Source organism: Rheinheimera maricola, from assembly GCF_016918075.2.
Classification (GTDB): domain Bacteria; phylum Pseudomonadota; class Gammaproteobacteria; order Enterobacterales; family Alteromonadaceae; genus Alishewanella; species Alishewanella maricola_A.
This window is the reverse complement of sequence record NZ_JAERPS020000003.1, coordinates 293,020-306,265: the sequence shown is the minus strand read 5'-3', so window position 1 is coordinate 306,265 and position 13,246 is coordinate 293,020. Positions and strand designations below refer to the sequence as shown.

Below are 13,246 nucleotides of genomic sequence, written 5' to 3'. Positions count from 1 at the left end.
TGCTTTGTCATTCCTGTTGATAATCTCTTGCACCAAAAATTGCGGTGCCTAATCGTATCATAGTTGCGCCATATGTCAGAGCCAAAGGCCAGTCATCTGACATTCCCATAGATAATTCAGTAGCTTGCGGATAGTGCTGCTGTAACTGCTTGGATAACTGTTGCATGGCAGCAAAGGCCTGTTCTCCATCGCCCGGTGCCGGTATCGCCATCAGGCCTTTGAGTTCAAGTTGTGGCAACTGACTTACTGCCTCAGCCAGTGGCAGCATCTGTGCGGCATTGATACCGGCCTTACTGGCTTCAGCACTAATGTTTATCTGTAATAATACGTTAAGTTTAGCCATAGTTGCCGGGCGTTGTGCGGCTAAGCGCTGAGCGATTTTTAACCGCTCAATACTGTGTATCCAGTGGGCATGTTCGGCCACCAGTTTTGTTTTGTTCGATTGCAACGGGCCAATAAAGTGCCAGCCAATATCAGGGTAATTGGCCAATTGCTCTGCTTTTTTTGCCAGTTCTTGCGGGTAATTTTCAGCAAACTGGCGTTGGCCAGCCTGATAAGCACTGACAATGTGCTCTACCGGTTTAGTTTTACTCACGGCCAGCAGTTGTACTTTGTCCGCGCAAATGGACACTTGCGCGCATTTTTGTGCAAGGTTGTGATAGGCGAGCTGTAGTTGTTCTGCTATGTTATTCATATTAATTGGCAAAGTGGAGTAAAAGTTGTCATGGATATTACCGAATTATTAGCCTTTAGTGTGCAGCATAAAGCATCAGATTTACACTTGTCTGCCGGCGTACCGCCATTAATCAGGGTAGATGGCGATGTGCGTAAATTAAATATACCAGCCTTAACGCATAAAGATGTGCATGCGCTGGTGTACGAGATTATGACCGACAAACAGCGCAAAGAATACGAAGAACATCTCGAGTCGGATTTTTCTTTTGAAGTGCCAAACCTGGCGCGGTTTCGTGTTAATGCCTTTGTGCAAAACCGGGGCGCGGCCGCTGTGTTCCGTACTATCCCCAGCGAAGTATTAACACTGGACGATTTAGGCGCGCCTGATATCTTCAAAACTATTTCAGAAAACCCACGTGGTTTGGTACTGGTAACCGGACCTACCGGTTCAGGTAAAAGTACTACCCTGGCGGCGATGATCGATTACATTAACACCATGCGCCACGACCATATTCTGACTATTGAAGATCCTATCGAATTTGTGCACAACAATAAGCTTTGCCTGATAAACCAGCGTGAAGTGCATCGTGATACGCACAGTTTCAGTAATGCGTTGCGCTCTGCACTGCGTGAAGATCCCGACGTTATTCTGGTGGGTGAATTACGTGATTTAGAAACCATACGCCTGGCAATGACCGCAGCTGAAACCGGCCATTTGGTATTTGGTACTTTGCATACCACCTCAGCGCCGAAAACCATAGACCGTATTATCGACGTATTCCCCGGCGAAGAAAAAGACATGGTGCGTTCAATGTTGTCAGAGTCGCTACGTGCCGTTATCTCGCAAACACTGCTGAAAAAAATTGGCGGCGGCCGTATTGCGGCACACGAAATTATGGTTGGCTTGCCGGCAATACGAAACCTTATTCGTGAAGACAAAATAGCCCAGATGTACTCTGTTATTCAAACCGGTGCATCCCATGGTATGCAAACTATGGATCAGTGTCTGGTCAACTTGGTAAACCGTGGTTTGGTGTCGCAAAAAGATGCGGCGTCCAAAGCGCAGGACAAAAACACCTTTGGCGCCATGGGTAGGATATAGAACATTATGCAGCTGGTTGATTTTCTTGAAAAAATGGTGTCGATGAAAGCGTCGGATATGTTTGTTACCGCCGGCATGCCGGTGGCGGCAAAAATTAACGGTGAAATGACCCCGATAGATGAAACACCGCTGACCGATGCCGGTTCATTTAAGCTTGTGCTGTCTGCTATGAATGACAAACAGCAGCAAGAGTTTATGACCAGCAAAGAGTGTAACTTTGCCATTTCTAATGAAGCCGGACGTTTTCGTGTGTCGGCGTTTTGGCAGCGCGACTGTGCGGGCATGGTAGTGCGGCGTATCGTAACCAAAATCCCCAATGTTGATGAGTTGGGGCTACCACCCATTATGAAAGAAGTCATCATGTCCAAACGGGGCCTGGTGCTGTTTGTCGGTGGTACGGGTACTGGTAAATCTACCTCTTTGGCTGCCTTGTTAGGCTATCGCAATAAAAATACCAAAGGGCATATCCTCACCATTGAAGATCCAATTGAATTTGTCCATGAACACCAAAAAAGTCTAATTACTCAGCGCGAAGTAGGCATCGACACCGAGTCATTTGAAGCGGCATTAAAAAGCTCGTTGCGACAGGCACCGGACGTTATTTTGATTGGTGAAATTCGCAGCCAGGACACCATGGAGTATGCGCTGTCGTTTGCTGAAACTGGCCATTTATGTATTGCCACTTTACACGCTAATAACGCCAATCAGGCCATCGACCGCATTATGCACCTGGTACCTAAAGAGATGCACCAGAAGCTGTTGTTTGATTTATCGTTGAACCTGCGAGCCATCGTGGCACAACAACTTATTCCCACAGCTGACGGTAATGGCCGGTTAGCCGCGATTGAGGTGTTGCTGAATTCGCCACTGGTCGCTGATTTAATCGCCCGCGGTGAAATGGGTGAAATTAAGTCGGTGATGACCAAATCGCGAGAGCTGGGCATGCAAACCTTCGATCAGGCACTGTACGATATGTATCAACGCGGCCAAATTAGCTATGCAGACGCAATACACCATGCCGACTCGCCAAACGATCTGCGCTTGATGATTAAACTGCGCAGTGGTGACACTAAAGGCGCTGGGTTTTTGTCCGGTGTTACCATTGAAGGTTTCGAGAAAGAACAAGACTAAACTTTACCTTTGCTAAAGAGGCTGTTATGAGCATTGTGCAAATTATGACCCATCGCAGTAAGCTGGTAACAACCTTAGCCGACGCCAACTTAGCTTCTTTACGCGAAGTTTTCGCTAAAGCCCGTTTTCAACATGTACCGGTAGTTGAACAAACCAATCGCCTGGTGGGGATCGTCTCGGTAAAAGATTATTTTCGCGAGTTAAGTCCGGTAATGGACTCAGCATCAGACCCATCTATTGCCGTGTTTATGCGCAGTCGAAAAGTACATCAGGTGATGATAACGCCCGTTATTACCCTATCTGAAAACAGCACGGTAAAGCAGGCCGCAGCGCTGTTGTTGCAACATAATATCAGTTGTTTGCCCGTGGTAGATGAACACCGTCACCTGCTTGGTCTGGTGTCATGGAAAGACATCCTGCGCGCTGCGCTAGGCAAGTCAGCCACGGGTGCTTAGCCTGTTCGGCATTAATTAATTGGTGGAATCAGATTGAATTTTTTTGATGTATTTCAGCATACAGTGATAATTCTAGCCGCACATTTTTACGTGATGGCTTGACTATTAACATTGGGAATATTACCTCTGTTGCAGATGTACCTGAACCTTCAACACTTGCTATATTTGCATTAACCTTGGTTGGTTTAGCATCACGTAGGTTTAAAAAGAAATTCTAATATCGTTTCATTGCGCTGTTCAGAAAAGCATCAATTGTCATGATTGGTGTTTTTTTTCGTCTGGTGGAAGGAGGTTCATAATTCTGTATCAGGAGGATAAAAAGTCGTATTAAAAACAGTAAATAACTAAGAATGCTGTTAAAAGGAAATACATTGGAGTCTGAGTTATATCAACAAACTCAGGCTTAGGCGCTGAGTGATTTACAAGTAACTGCCCGCTCTGACTATGTAGCGGATGTATCTAGCTGGCAAGCATGGGTTAGCTTCATCGAAAAGCAAATACCTGTTGAAGAACATTTGCAGTTTTTACTTGCCGAGAACGTCGCCGAGCATTAACCCGCTCGCTGATAGCGTTTATGTAAAATCGCTACCCGTTCTATATAGGCCCGGGTTTCAGCAAACGGCGGTATGCCGTTGTATTTCTTTATATTACTAGCTCCAGCGTTGTAAGCGGCCAGTGCTAGCTGTGTATCGTTGTTGTGTTGTTTTAGCAGTTGCGCCAGATAACGGCTGCCGGCGCTGATGTTTTGTTCTGGCTGGCTTGAGTCTTGTACGCCGAGAAACGCTGCAGTTTCTGGCATTAACTGCATTAAGCCAATAGCGCCTTTTTTCGATATAACTTGTGGCCGGAACGAAGATTCAGCGTGGATCACAGCACGGATCAGCGCGGGGTCGAGCTGGTGCTCGTTTGCGGCCAGGGCAATTATGCGGTTATAGGGTTTAGTGTAAAGCGGTACGGTATGCCAGTTAATATTGGAGACCGGATCGCAGGCAAAGCAATCAAATCGCACCACCTGGTAGGGGCGGTTAACGGGTTTACGATCGGAAAACAGCGCTGTGCCATCCTTTGTCACCGATTTATATACGGCTATCTGGGCTGCGGTAGATTTTTTTGCCGGCACAGCGACGTTATGTAGCGATTGGCCTGGCACCAGTTTCAGCTGTTTTTTAGCTGCAGCTGCATCGTCCTGCGTCGCATTGGCGGCACTGCAGGCACAAAAACAGCTAAAAACAATAACGGCACTACGAAGCACTTTACCCATCCAACGTATAACAGCGGATCGCAAGTAAAGCACTTAGCCGGCGAATTCTCAAGCGCTGCGCATTATTTGTCGCGGTGTAGCTGCCGGTTTAGCCAAAATAGCACCAGACATACCGTGAAAATTGTCAGCGGTACACTAATACTTTGCCAGTATGCGGTGTCTAGCTGTGGCAGCCAGTGTCCCAGTGCATAAATGGCTTTGTCGCTGAGCTGCACCGCGTAATAACTGATGGCGACTAACGATAAGCTTTCTACCATTTGCTGCATATTTAATTGCAGTTTGGCGCGTTTATCCATCGATGCCAGCAACTGTTGGTTTTGTTGCTCTAGCTTTAGGTTAATTCGGGTACGCAAGAGCTCGGTCGAACGTCCCAACCGGCCCGATAACGCATTTTGACGTAATGCCACTGATTCGCTGGTGCGAAAAGCCGGTGTTAAGCGCCGTTCGGTAAAATCCTGTAGCGACAATAAGCCTTCAATCGGGTTTTCATCCAGGCTTTTAATCCGATCTAATGTAAGTTGGTAATACGCGGCAGTGGCTTGCAAGCGCGAGCTGGTATCGGCAATTAAGTGCTCGGTTTGCGCTGCCATAGTTGTTATCTCGTTCAGCAGGTGCTCATCATCATTTTTCTTATGTTCAATGCGCTGAGTAATATCCGACAACTGTTGCTCCAGTACCGTTAGCTTAGCTAACGCCTGACGTGACAGCGGCCAGCCCAGTAAAGACAGTTTGCGATAGTTGCCCAAATCGAACAGCTGCTGCACTAAGCGGCCCAGCGCCGCCGGACTTAAGCCCTGATCCAGCAATAACATACGGCCGGCGCCTTCCGCATGTTTTTGAAAATCTGTCCAGATACGCGCCTTGTTGCCCGCCAGCAGGCTGCTGATGCAATTATCCGGGTTAAACAGCATGTTGATATTGCCATTAAGCTTAAGCTGGGCTGGTGTAACGACGCTTAACTGAACCACGCGAAAAATCTGGCCGGGAACATCATCCAGCCAGTTTCTGCTGGGTAAAAAGTCCAGCGGGTCATCAAACAGCTGCTTTTCGCTACCCGGTTGAATAAAGACATAGCTGGAAAACTCGCCATGTTTTTCAAACCGCAGTGTGCCACCAAATAGTGACAGATTGATATCATGGTCGGTTTCACTAAAGTGGCTGCCTTGTGTACTGGCCAGTTGCTGCATCAAGCTCAGCTCGCTGCTACGTGAGGCTGGCGATACCGTTAGCATAAACTGGCACAAGCGGCACGGCGCCGTTAGCGCCGGGAAGGTGCGTTGTTGCAGTTCTTTATCCAAAACATCGCGCAGTGGATGGCTGCGATTGTGTAGTCCGGTCATAGTAATGCTCCTGGGTCAGAGGACGAAAAAGTAACTGAGCACGAATACCGATAACACAATGCGGTGCAGTTGCCATGCCATAGCGACTGCTGCAGCGGTTTAATGCACAATCTGACGTTAAATTATTGCCAGATAATGATATTTTTTTGAAGTATTAAAGTCGGTTGCAATGTGCCAAATTTGTTTCACCGACATTTGCCCCGGAATAACGCACGGGTGACGCAATACAGTGCGCTGCGGCTTACCTTTTTTCATTGCGGCAGGCTACAATTAACGCCTTCATGTGTTGTACGTCCATTCGGATTTCTATTGTTATGTCAGTATTAATAAACCGCAGCCTGGTTGTCGCGGTGATCAGCGTATTGTTGGCGATGATTACCATTCAGTCCGGCGCTTCGATTGCCAAGCAGCTTTTTCCATTAATTGGCCCTGAAGGCACCACGGCACTGCGGTTAGGTTTTTCTGCGCTGGTACTATGGCTGGTGTTCCGGCCCTGGCGCGCGCTTCCCAAGGGCCGTGATTGGCAGGCAATAACGGTGTATGGCTTGTGTTTGGGCGGGATGAATATTCTGTTTTATCTGGCTATTGCGCGTATTCCGTTGGGTATTGGTGTGGCGCTGGAATTTACCGGGCCTTTGGCCGTGGCGCTATTTTCCTCGCGGCGTAAGCGCGATTTGATTTGGGTGGGTTTTGCCATCGCCGGTATTTTATTGCTGTTGCCCGATATGCATGGCGTAGATGCATTAGATCCGGTGGGAGTAATGTTGGCATTAGCAGCCGGCGCCTGTTGGGCGGGTTATATTTTATTTGGTAAAAAGACCAATAGCCAAAGTTCGGGTGGTATTACTGTGGCACTGGGCATGACAGTGGCTGCAGCGGTTCTGGTGCCAGTCGGTGCGGTAACGCAGGGACTGGCGCTGCTTAGCTGGGAAGTGTTACCGCTGGGCTTCTTAGTGGGTATTTTATCCAGCGCCATCCCGTATTCATTGGAGATGGTGGCGCTTAGAAATATGACGTCGCAAAATTTCAGCGTGTTTATGAGTATGGAGCCAGCAATCGCGGCTATGGCGGGCTTTTTAATTCTGGCCGAACTGTTAACGCTATGGCAGTGGTTGGCGATTATTCTGGTTATTCTGGCGTCTTTGGGCAGCTCATTGACGTCGTCTCAGGCCAGTAAGCCTGAGACGGCATAACAGCTAACTTATTTTGGCATTACAACCGAGTCCAGCACATGAATTACGCCGTTGCTGGTTTCAATGTCGGTGGCAATGACCTGTGCGCCATTGACGTAGACTTTACCGTCTTTTACTTCAATCGCTAAATCCTGGCCCTGCACGGTTTTAGCCGATGTTAACTTCACCACATCTGCCGCCATGACTTTGCCCGCAACCACATGGTAAGTCAGTACGTTGGTCAGTGCGGCTTTATCAGCAACCAGCGCATTTAAATCCGCAGCCGGGATTTTTGCAAAGGCCGCGTCGTTCGGGGCGAATACAGTAAAAGGACCTGCACTTTTTAATGTATCTACCAGATCAGCAGCCTTTACGGCCGTAACCAAAGTAGAAAAACTACCGGCAGCTACTGCGGTATCGACAATATCTGCCTTCATTTTGTGGTTGTGAGCCTGAGCGGTAACGAGCAGCGAACCCAGCAATAAAGACGCGGTGACAAGGTGTGACAGTTTCATAGCGTTTCCTTTTTCAGTTAATAATAGGGCTTAGCAATCGGCTATAAAAACGCCACTGCGGCATAATAAGATCAGATTTATATTTTTTTCCTCAGACAAAACCAGGCGCTTTTTAGCGGCGTACGGCAAAAAACTTGATCCAGTTCGCTGCAGCCAGCGCGCTTTTTGCTATATCTAATACAAACAAACTGCTTGGATACAGGAGCCATGTATGACTATTACCACTGTTGCTGAATTAATGACCATTGACCCTTTATGTGTAACGCGCGACGCTAGCTTAAAAGATGCGCATGATTTAATGCGGCAAAAAAATATCCGCCATATTCCGGTAATTGAAAAAAATGGCGAGTTAGTTGGCATGCTTACGCAGAAGATTATGGTGGCTAAGGTGATGAGTTTAATGGCACAGTTCGGTGCTACTGCGCTGGAACGCAAAGAAAAACAGCAATTAGTGGCCGATATGATGGCGACTGATTTTGCTGCTGTTACGCCTGATCAGTCACTAAAAGACGTGGCGAGCTTTTTTGTTAAAAACCGTCATGGTTGTATGCCGGTGGTAGATGAAAACAATAAGCTAAAAGGTATTCTAACCTCGTCAGACTTTGTCCGGCTGGCGGCAGAGTTATTGGAAAATCAATAAAAAAGCCGGCAATACCGCCGGCCTATGGTGTAAGGCTCACGCCGGTCTACTCACGCCAACGCGCCGTGAACCCTTCCATGGGGGCTCGTCTCACGCATCCATGCGTTCAACGGTTGGCGTAGAGTAAACCTATGCTCGCTAATTCTTCACGCCCATTTCTTTTAACAGATTATCAGCGCCATCCAGCTGCATTTGCCACAGCATAAAACGGTGATCAACCTGAATAGAGCGGGTGTTGTTTGGGTTGTAATCCCAATCTGAAATAATGGAATCCAGCGTACCGTCAAACGCCAGGCCAACCAGCTCGGCTTTGCTGTTAAGTACTGCAGAACCCGAGTTACCGCCGGTAATATCCAGTGTGGCTAAAAAGTTAACCGGTACTGAGTTTAAGTTGTCTACCTTGTACGGGCCATACTGCTTGGCTTTAATGGCGTCTAACTGGCTGTTTGGTGCATTAAATTCACCTTCACCAGTCGCTTTAGCGGTAATACCGCGCAGCGTGGTAAACGGCGCCCAGGCATTGCCATCTTCGTTACCATGGCCGCGGCCTTTTACATTACCGTAAGTAATGCGAAGAGTGCTGTTTGCATCAGGGTAAACCGCCTGACCTTTAGACTGCATAAAGGCAATTTTTGCGCGCATATAGCTGGCATAAGCTTGTTGAATTTTACCAGCCAGCTCTTCTTCTGCCGCTTCTTGCTTGAGGTTCCACTTATGCAGAGCAACCGCCGCTTTGACAAAGCTGTCGTCCACTGCAGCGATTTGCTCAGGCGTCATCTCCAACAGGGCATTACGTTTATCCAGCGCGGCTAAGCTGGTATTGATATACCAGTTGTCGATAAGCGCTGTTAGCTGCTGCTCTGTCATGCTATCTTTAATGCCCATTACCTTGTCAAACTCAGCATCGCGTTGTTTTTTCGGCTGAGCGGCGTAGCGGCTTAAGTTATACAGATCCAGTGCTTTTTCTACGCTAACGGCGAAATTACGCTCCATACCGGCAACAAAGGCTTTGTAACGTGGTAAATCACGGCTTTGGAAACCGGCTTTACGCTCTGCATCGGGTTTGGTGCTTTCCTCTGCTAAGCGGTACAGCGCGCCAGCTACTGTTAATAGGCGTGGCTTGGCGTTATCGAGTAGATAGTCTTTACGGTCTTTATCCTGGCGCTGTTTTAGCAGCTTTTCGATAGTTTTCAGGTCATCAGCATAGGCTTTTTTGTTGTCGCGGCTGCTGTTAACCCAGCTGGTTAATTCTGCGTGTTCAGCTGTTTTACGTGCCAGAAAATCGCTATCGGCAAAGCTATCCAGCATACCCTGGCGGTTTTTCATATAGTTGTTTAAGCCAGCAACGCGGCTGGCGTATTTTAAATCAGCGTCTTTGTCGTTGGCTGTTTCGCGGCCAATAATGTCTAGCGTATTTTTAAAATGGCTTACCGTATTGGGGTATGACCATTCAAAGGTATCACTTACTTCACTGGGTAAACGATGACGGTTAGTGCGGCCCGGGTAACCCAGTGCCATAACAAAATCACCTTCTTTTACGCCATCTTTAGCCAGCGTTAAGTGGAAATCTGGCTTATAAGGCACGTTATCCAAGCTAAAATCAGCCGATTTGCCTTCAGGGCTAACATAAGCACGGTAGAAGCTGTAATCACCGGTGTGGCGTGGCCACATCCAGTTGTCGGTGTCACCACCAAATTTGCCTACTCCTTCAGCCGGTGCATGCACTAAACGCACATCTTTAATTTCCAGCTGTTTAATACGGTAGAATTCCAGGCTGCCGTAATAAGCCGCAACGGTGCAGCGATGGCCTTCGTCTTTTTCACATTCTGCCACCAGTGCTTTTTGGTTGGCTTCAATAGCATCAATGCGTTTTTTGCCGGTTAATTTGGCGGTAGCGGCATCTATTACTTTGTCGCTTACGTTATCCACCGCTTTGGTAACGAAAATACGGCTACCCGGTGCTGCGGCAACTTCATCAGCTAAGCTTTTCGCTAAAAACCCGTTGGCCAGTAAATCATTTTCTGGCGTGGAATTATGTGCAATGCTGCCATAAACGCAGTGATGGTTGGTGGCAACCAGGCCATTTGGCGACACAAACGAGGCAGAACAACCGCCCAAACTGACAATGGCCGCAGCCGGAAATTCGGTGAGTTTAGTTAAGTCGGCTGGGTTAAGCGCTAAACCGGCGGCTTTTAATTCTGTAGCAATGTCAGGCAGTTGTTGCGGCATCCACATGCCTTCATCGGCCATGGCGAAGCTGCTGGCTACGGCCAGCATTAAGATGGATTTTTTCATAGCGACTCTTTTTATTTTAGTGTTAACAGAAGTGTTAAACGTAAGACCGCGGTTATAGTCGGTTTCCATGCCGGTCTTGTCAATAGACAGACAAAGGCTGTTACATTTTTATGCGACGGGTAAGTGCTAAGCTGCGGTGTTTAGTAAGGCGAGGAAGAGGGTTAAGCTTTGCTATACCAGCAAGGACGATTTTGTCCTTGCTTTTTCGCCTGATACATTGCTGTATCGGCTTGACGCAATAACTCGTCACTGTCAGTGTCTCCGATAAACAACACTAAACCTATACTACAGGCGCACTGATGCATGCTGTTATCATTGAGTGGGTAAGGACGGGATAATTCCTGGGCAATTTTTGTGGCAACAATGTGCATATGTTGTCTGCTGCGCTGGGCGTCAGCGTCGATATCGCGCAATAGCACGATAAATTCATCACCACCAAAACGGGCTACAGTGTCGGCCTGGCGCACAGCGCTTTGTAACCGGCGGGCTACTTCTTGCAGTAGAGTATCGCCTACTTTATGGCCGTAAAGATCATTTACCGGTTTAAAGTTGTCCAGATCGATGAACATCAGGCCGCAGAACTTCTGGCTACGTTTACTGGCAGCCATCGCCTGCAGTAAGTGCTCCTCCAGTAAGCGACGGTTAGCCAGGCCGGTCAGGCTGTCATAAAATGCCAGGCGGCGAATTTGTGCGTTGCTTTGGCTGCGGCTAATCGCCAGTTCTGCCAAATTGCCATAAGTTTTAATCTTCTGCAGCAGCTCAGCAGAGGGTTCGGCGATATGGTGGTGATAAATTGCAAAGGTGCCCAACACTTTGCCCTGGGCATTTTTTACCGGTTGTGACCAGCAGGCTTTAACCTTAGCCAGTTCTGCCAGTGCAAGGTACGGCTGCCAGTATGGATGACTGTTAATGTCGGCTACAATTACCGTTTCACCGGTACTGGCAGCGGTACCGCAAGAGCCAACCCCCACGCCGATAGCAATGCCATCCAGTGCTTGATTATAGGCATCGGGCAAGGATGGTGCGGCGCCGTGACGCAAAGTTGTGCCATCTTCGTCCAATAGTAAAATGGAGCACAACATTTCCGGGTGTAGCTGTTCCACCTGCGTTACTAAGTTGTGCAGCACGGCTTTTAGTTCAGCACCTTCGCTGATCTGGCTTAAAATTTGGTTTTGCAGTGTCAGCTCTTGCGTGCGCTGCTGCACCTGCAGCTCGGTTTGCTGCAAGCTATGCTGATAGCGGTTATTGGTCAGGCTAAGCTCGGTAATTTGCAGTGCCAATGACGCCAGCATATTTAGCATTGCAGGTAAGCGGCTTTCATCAATAATTGGCACCTCTGCCAAAGCAGATAGGTAGTCCTCAGTATTAAAGCCGGCAGTTTTGGCTTGTGCAGTAAAGTACGCCGTATCTGGCTCGTTGAGTAAAAACTGGCCGATAAACAAATTAGCAATATGCTCGCCATCAAGAATAATCGGCGTGGCACAGTCGGTCAGGCCATTGCGACAACGGTAAATAGAATAGTTTTTACCTTGCTCCAGCTGTAATGCCAGGTCGCGGTCACTCTCTAAACAGCGCTGTAAGGTATGTTCACTCTGCCGATGAAACTGAATGCAGGCCCGTTGCCAGCGCGATGACGCCAGCACCTTACCTTGCAAGTCAAGCAAAGCAATGGGTATATCCATCACCTGCAGGAAATTTTCAAACAAGGTATTTAGGCGGGTAAAATCTAACGCAGCAGCCAGTTTACTGGTTACCGTTGTATTAGGTGCAGGCAACGCCTGATTCCAGTCGGTGGACATTGGGTCCAGCATTTGGATAAGGTTTGCCTCGCGCTGCAAATGCGGCGATTTGGTTGTCATAACGAGCTAAGTGTAGTTAGCAAAGCGTTACTGCGCTACTGCCGTTGTAAATCAAGTCATGTTCTAACGTACACTAATACTGCCAGTTCACTTATGCCGCTGTTGCAGCACCTTAATTACATCGTTCAGTTCCAGCTTTTGGCTGCGTAGTAATACCAACAGGTGAAAGATTAAATCGGCGGCTTCGTTGGCGAGTTCTTCCCGGTCACCGGCCATCGCAGCCAATGCGGATTCGACGCCTTCTTCGCCGACTTTTTGTGCAATGCGTTTTACGCCTTTGGCAAACAGGCTGGCGGTGTAGCTGCTGGCCGGATCGCTGCCTTCGCGTGCCTTAATCACTTGTTCTAAGTCGTATAAGAACGCCAGCTGCGGGCTATTAGCACTGTCATCATGCCAGCAGGTTTCAGTGCCGACGTGGCAGGTTGGGCCCTGTGGTAATGCCAGCACTAAAATGCTGTCGGCATCGCAGTCGCTGTCAACGCTAACCAGCTGTAAGGTATGGCCCGAGCTCTCGCCTTTGGTCCACAATCGCTGTTTGCTGCGGCTGTAAAAGGTTACGTTGCCGCTTTGTAGCGTGTGCGCAAGTGCCTCCGGGTTCATATAGCCCTGCATCAGCACTTTGCCGGAAATGGCATGTTGCACTATGGCCGGTAATAACTGGTTATCGGGCCAGCTTAGCGCTTTGATTTGTTGTTCGTTCATAAATGACCTTTATTCATTTTTGTTCTGGCTTACAGCAGGCTCTGAGGTTTAGCTGCACACAGAGACGCCGTAAATACCTCCCTGTAGGCTCCTCTGTGG

13 protein-coding genes are annotated in these 13,246 nt (G+C 48.3%); 6 read left to right on the top strand and 7 right to left on the bottom strand.

Features of this window, described 5'->3' with window-relative positions; genetic code table 11:
- Positions 1-7: 7 nt before the first annotated feature.
- Positions 8-694 (bottom strand): YggS family pyridoxal phosphate-dependent enzyme, encoded by a 687-nt coding sequence (locus I4W93_RS10105; protein WP_205311043.1) that lies wholly within the window; start codon positions 692-694, stop codon positions 8-10.
- Positions 695-724: 30 nt separating this feature from the next.
- On the opposite strand from I4W93_RS10105, the gene I4W93_RS10100 reads away from it, so the two are divergent.
- The 4 genes from I4W93_RS10100 (at position 725) to I4W93_RS20525 (ending at position 3,581) form a co-directional block, all read left to right on the top strand.
- Positions 725-1,777 carry a type IV pilus twitching motility protein PilT gene (locus I4W93_RS10100; protein WP_205311044.1) on the top strand — a complete coding sequence of 351 codons (1,053 nt, stop codon included), beginning with the start codon at positions 725-727 and terminating at the stop codon, positions 1,775-1,777.
- Positions 1,778-1,783: 6 nt separating this feature from the next.
- A complete protein-coding gene (locus I4W93_RS10095; RefSeq protein ID WP_205311045.1) occupies positions 1,784-2,908 on the top strand; it encodes a PilT/PilU family type 4a pilus ATPase in 1,125 nt (374 codons plus the stop codon).
- Positions 2,909-2,934: 26 nt separating this feature from the next.
- Entirely contained in the window at positions 2,935-3,363 is a 429-nt protein-coding gene (locus I4W93_RS10090; RefSeq protein ID WP_205311046.1) for a CBS domain-containing protein, read from the top strand.
- Positions 3,364-3,461: 98 nt separating this feature from the next.
- The gene (locus I4W93_RS20525) at positions 3,462-3,581 is read left to right on the top strand and encodes a PEP-CTERM sorting domain-containing protein (RefSeq protein WP_205311047.1); all 120 of its coding nucleotides are present in this window, start codon (positions 3,462-3,464) and stop codon (positions 3,579-3,581) included.
- A 332-nt stretch (positions 3,582-3,913) separates the two neighbouring features.
- Here the strand turns inward: I4W93_RS20525 and I4W93_RS10080 are convergent, their stop codons facing one another.
- Positions 3,914-4,624: a lytic transglycosylase domain-containing protein gene (locus I4W93_RS10080; RefSeq protein WP_224673372.1), complete on the bottom strand. Its 711-nt coding sequence runs from the start codon at positions 4,622-4,624 to the stop codon at positions 3,914-3,916.
- Positions 4,625-4,686: 62 nt separating this feature from the next.
- Positions 4,687-5,964 (bottom strand): DUF3422 family protein, encoded by a 1,278-nt coding sequence (locus tag I4W93_RS10075; protein ID WP_205311048.1) that lies wholly within the window; start codon positions 5,962-5,964, stop codon positions 4,687-4,689.
- A gap of 314 nt (positions 5,965-6,278) precedes the next feature.
- Here I4W93_RS10075 and I4W93_RS10070 point away from each other — a divergent pair, with 314 nt between their 5' ends.
- Entirely contained in the window at positions 6,279-7,157 is an 879-nt protein-coding gene (locus I4W93_RS10070) for an EamA family transporter (RefSeq protein ID WP_205311049.1), read from the top strand.
- A gap of 8 nt (positions 7,158-7,165) precedes the next feature.
- On the opposite strand, the gene I4W93_RS10065 is transcribed toward I4W93_RS10070, so the two are convergent.
- Positions 7,166-7,651: a fasciclin domain-containing protein gene (locus I4W93_RS10065; protein WP_205311050.1), complete on the bottom strand. Its 486-nt coding sequence runs from the start codon at positions 7,649-7,651 to the stop codon at positions 7,166-7,168.
- 211 nt (positions 7,652-7,862) lie between these two features.
- Between I4W93_RS10065 and I4W93_RS10060 the strand changes: the two genes are divergently transcribed.
- Positions 7,863-8,291, top strand: coding sequence for a CBS domain-containing protein (locus I4W93_RS10060; protein ID WP_205311051.1), 429 nt, complete (start codon positions 7,863-7,865; stop codon positions 8,289-8,291).
- A 138-nt stretch (positions 8,292-8,429) separates the two neighbouring features.
- Here I4W93_RS10060 and I4W93_RS10055 read toward each other — a convergent pair whose 3' ends face one another.
- The 3 genes from I4W93_RS10055 to hisIE form a co-directional block, all read right to left on the bottom strand.
- On the bottom strand, positions 8,430-10,586 hold the full coding sequence (locus I4W93_RS10055) for a S46 family peptidase (protein ID WP_205311052.1): 2,157 nt from the start codon (positions 10,584-10,586) through the stop codon (positions 8,430-8,432).
- A gap of 161 nt (positions 10,587-10,747) precedes the next feature.
- Complete coding sequence (locus I4W93_RS10050) at positions 10,748-12,445, bottom strand: diguanylate cyclase domain-containing protein (RefSeq protein WP_205311053.1); 1,698 nt, start codon at positions 12,443-12,445, stop codon at positions 10,748-10,750.
- Positions 12,446-12,532: 87 nt separating this feature from the next.
- Positions 12,533-13,147: a bifunctional phosphoribosyl-AMP cyclohydrolase/phosphoribosyl-ATP diphosphatase HisIE gene (gene hisIE, locus I4W93_RS10045; protein WP_205311054.1), complete on the bottom strand. Its 615-nt coding sequence runs from the start codon at positions 13,145-13,147 to the stop codon at positions 12,533-12,535.
- Positions 13,148-13,246: the final 99 nt, after the last annotated feature.

Bases quoted from the DNA above. Each gene is read 5' to 3' on its own strand.
- I4W93_RS10070 (WP_205311049.1), top strand. From the start codon at position 6,279: ATGTCAGTATTAATAAACCGCAGCCTGGTTGTCGCGGTGATCAGCGTA.
- I4W93_RS10075 (WP_205311048.1), bottom strand. From the start codon at position 5,964: ATGACCGGACTACACAATCGCAGCCATCCACTGCGCGATGTTTTGGAT.
- I4W93_RS10055 (WP_205311052.1), bottom strand. From the start codon at position 10,586: ATGAAAAAATCCATCTTAATGCTGGCCGTAGCCAGCAGCTTCGCCATG.
- I4W93_RS10065 (WP_205311050.1), bottom strand. From the start codon at position 7,651: ATGAAACTGTCACACCTTGTCACCGCGTCTTTATTGCTGGGTTCGCTG.
- I4W93_RS10090 (WP_205311046.1), top strand. From the start codon at position 2,935: ATGAGCATTGTGCAAATTATGACCCATCGCAGTAAGCTGGTAACAACC.
- I4W93_RS10095 (WP_205311045.1), top strand. From the start codon at position 1,784: ATGCAGCTGGTTGATTTTCTTGAAAAAATGGTGTCGATGAAAGCGTCG.
- I4W93_RS10100 (WP_205311044.1), top strand. From the start codon at position 725: ATGGATATTACCGAATTATTAGCCTTTAGTGTGCAGCATAAAGCATCA.
- I4W93_RS10060 (WP_205311051.1), top strand. From the start codon at position 7,863: ATGACTATTACCACTGTTGCTGAATTAATGACCATTGACCCTTTATGT.
- I4W93_RS10105 (WP_205311043.1), bottom strand. From the start codon at position 694: ATGAATAACATAGCAGAACAACTACAGCTCGCCTATCACAACCTTGCA.
- I4W93_RS10080 (WP_224673372.1), bottom strand. From the start codon at position 4,624: ATGGGTAAAGTGCTTCGTAGTGCCGTTATTGTTTTTAGCTGTTTTTGT.
- I4W93_RS10050 (WP_205311053.1), bottom strand. From the start codon at position 12,445: ATGACAACCAAATCGCCGCATTTGCAGCGCGAGGCAAACCTTATCCAA.
- hisIE (WP_205311054.1), bottom strand. From the start codon at position 13,147: ATGAACGAACAACAAATCAAAGCGCTAAGCTGGCCCGATAACCAGTTA.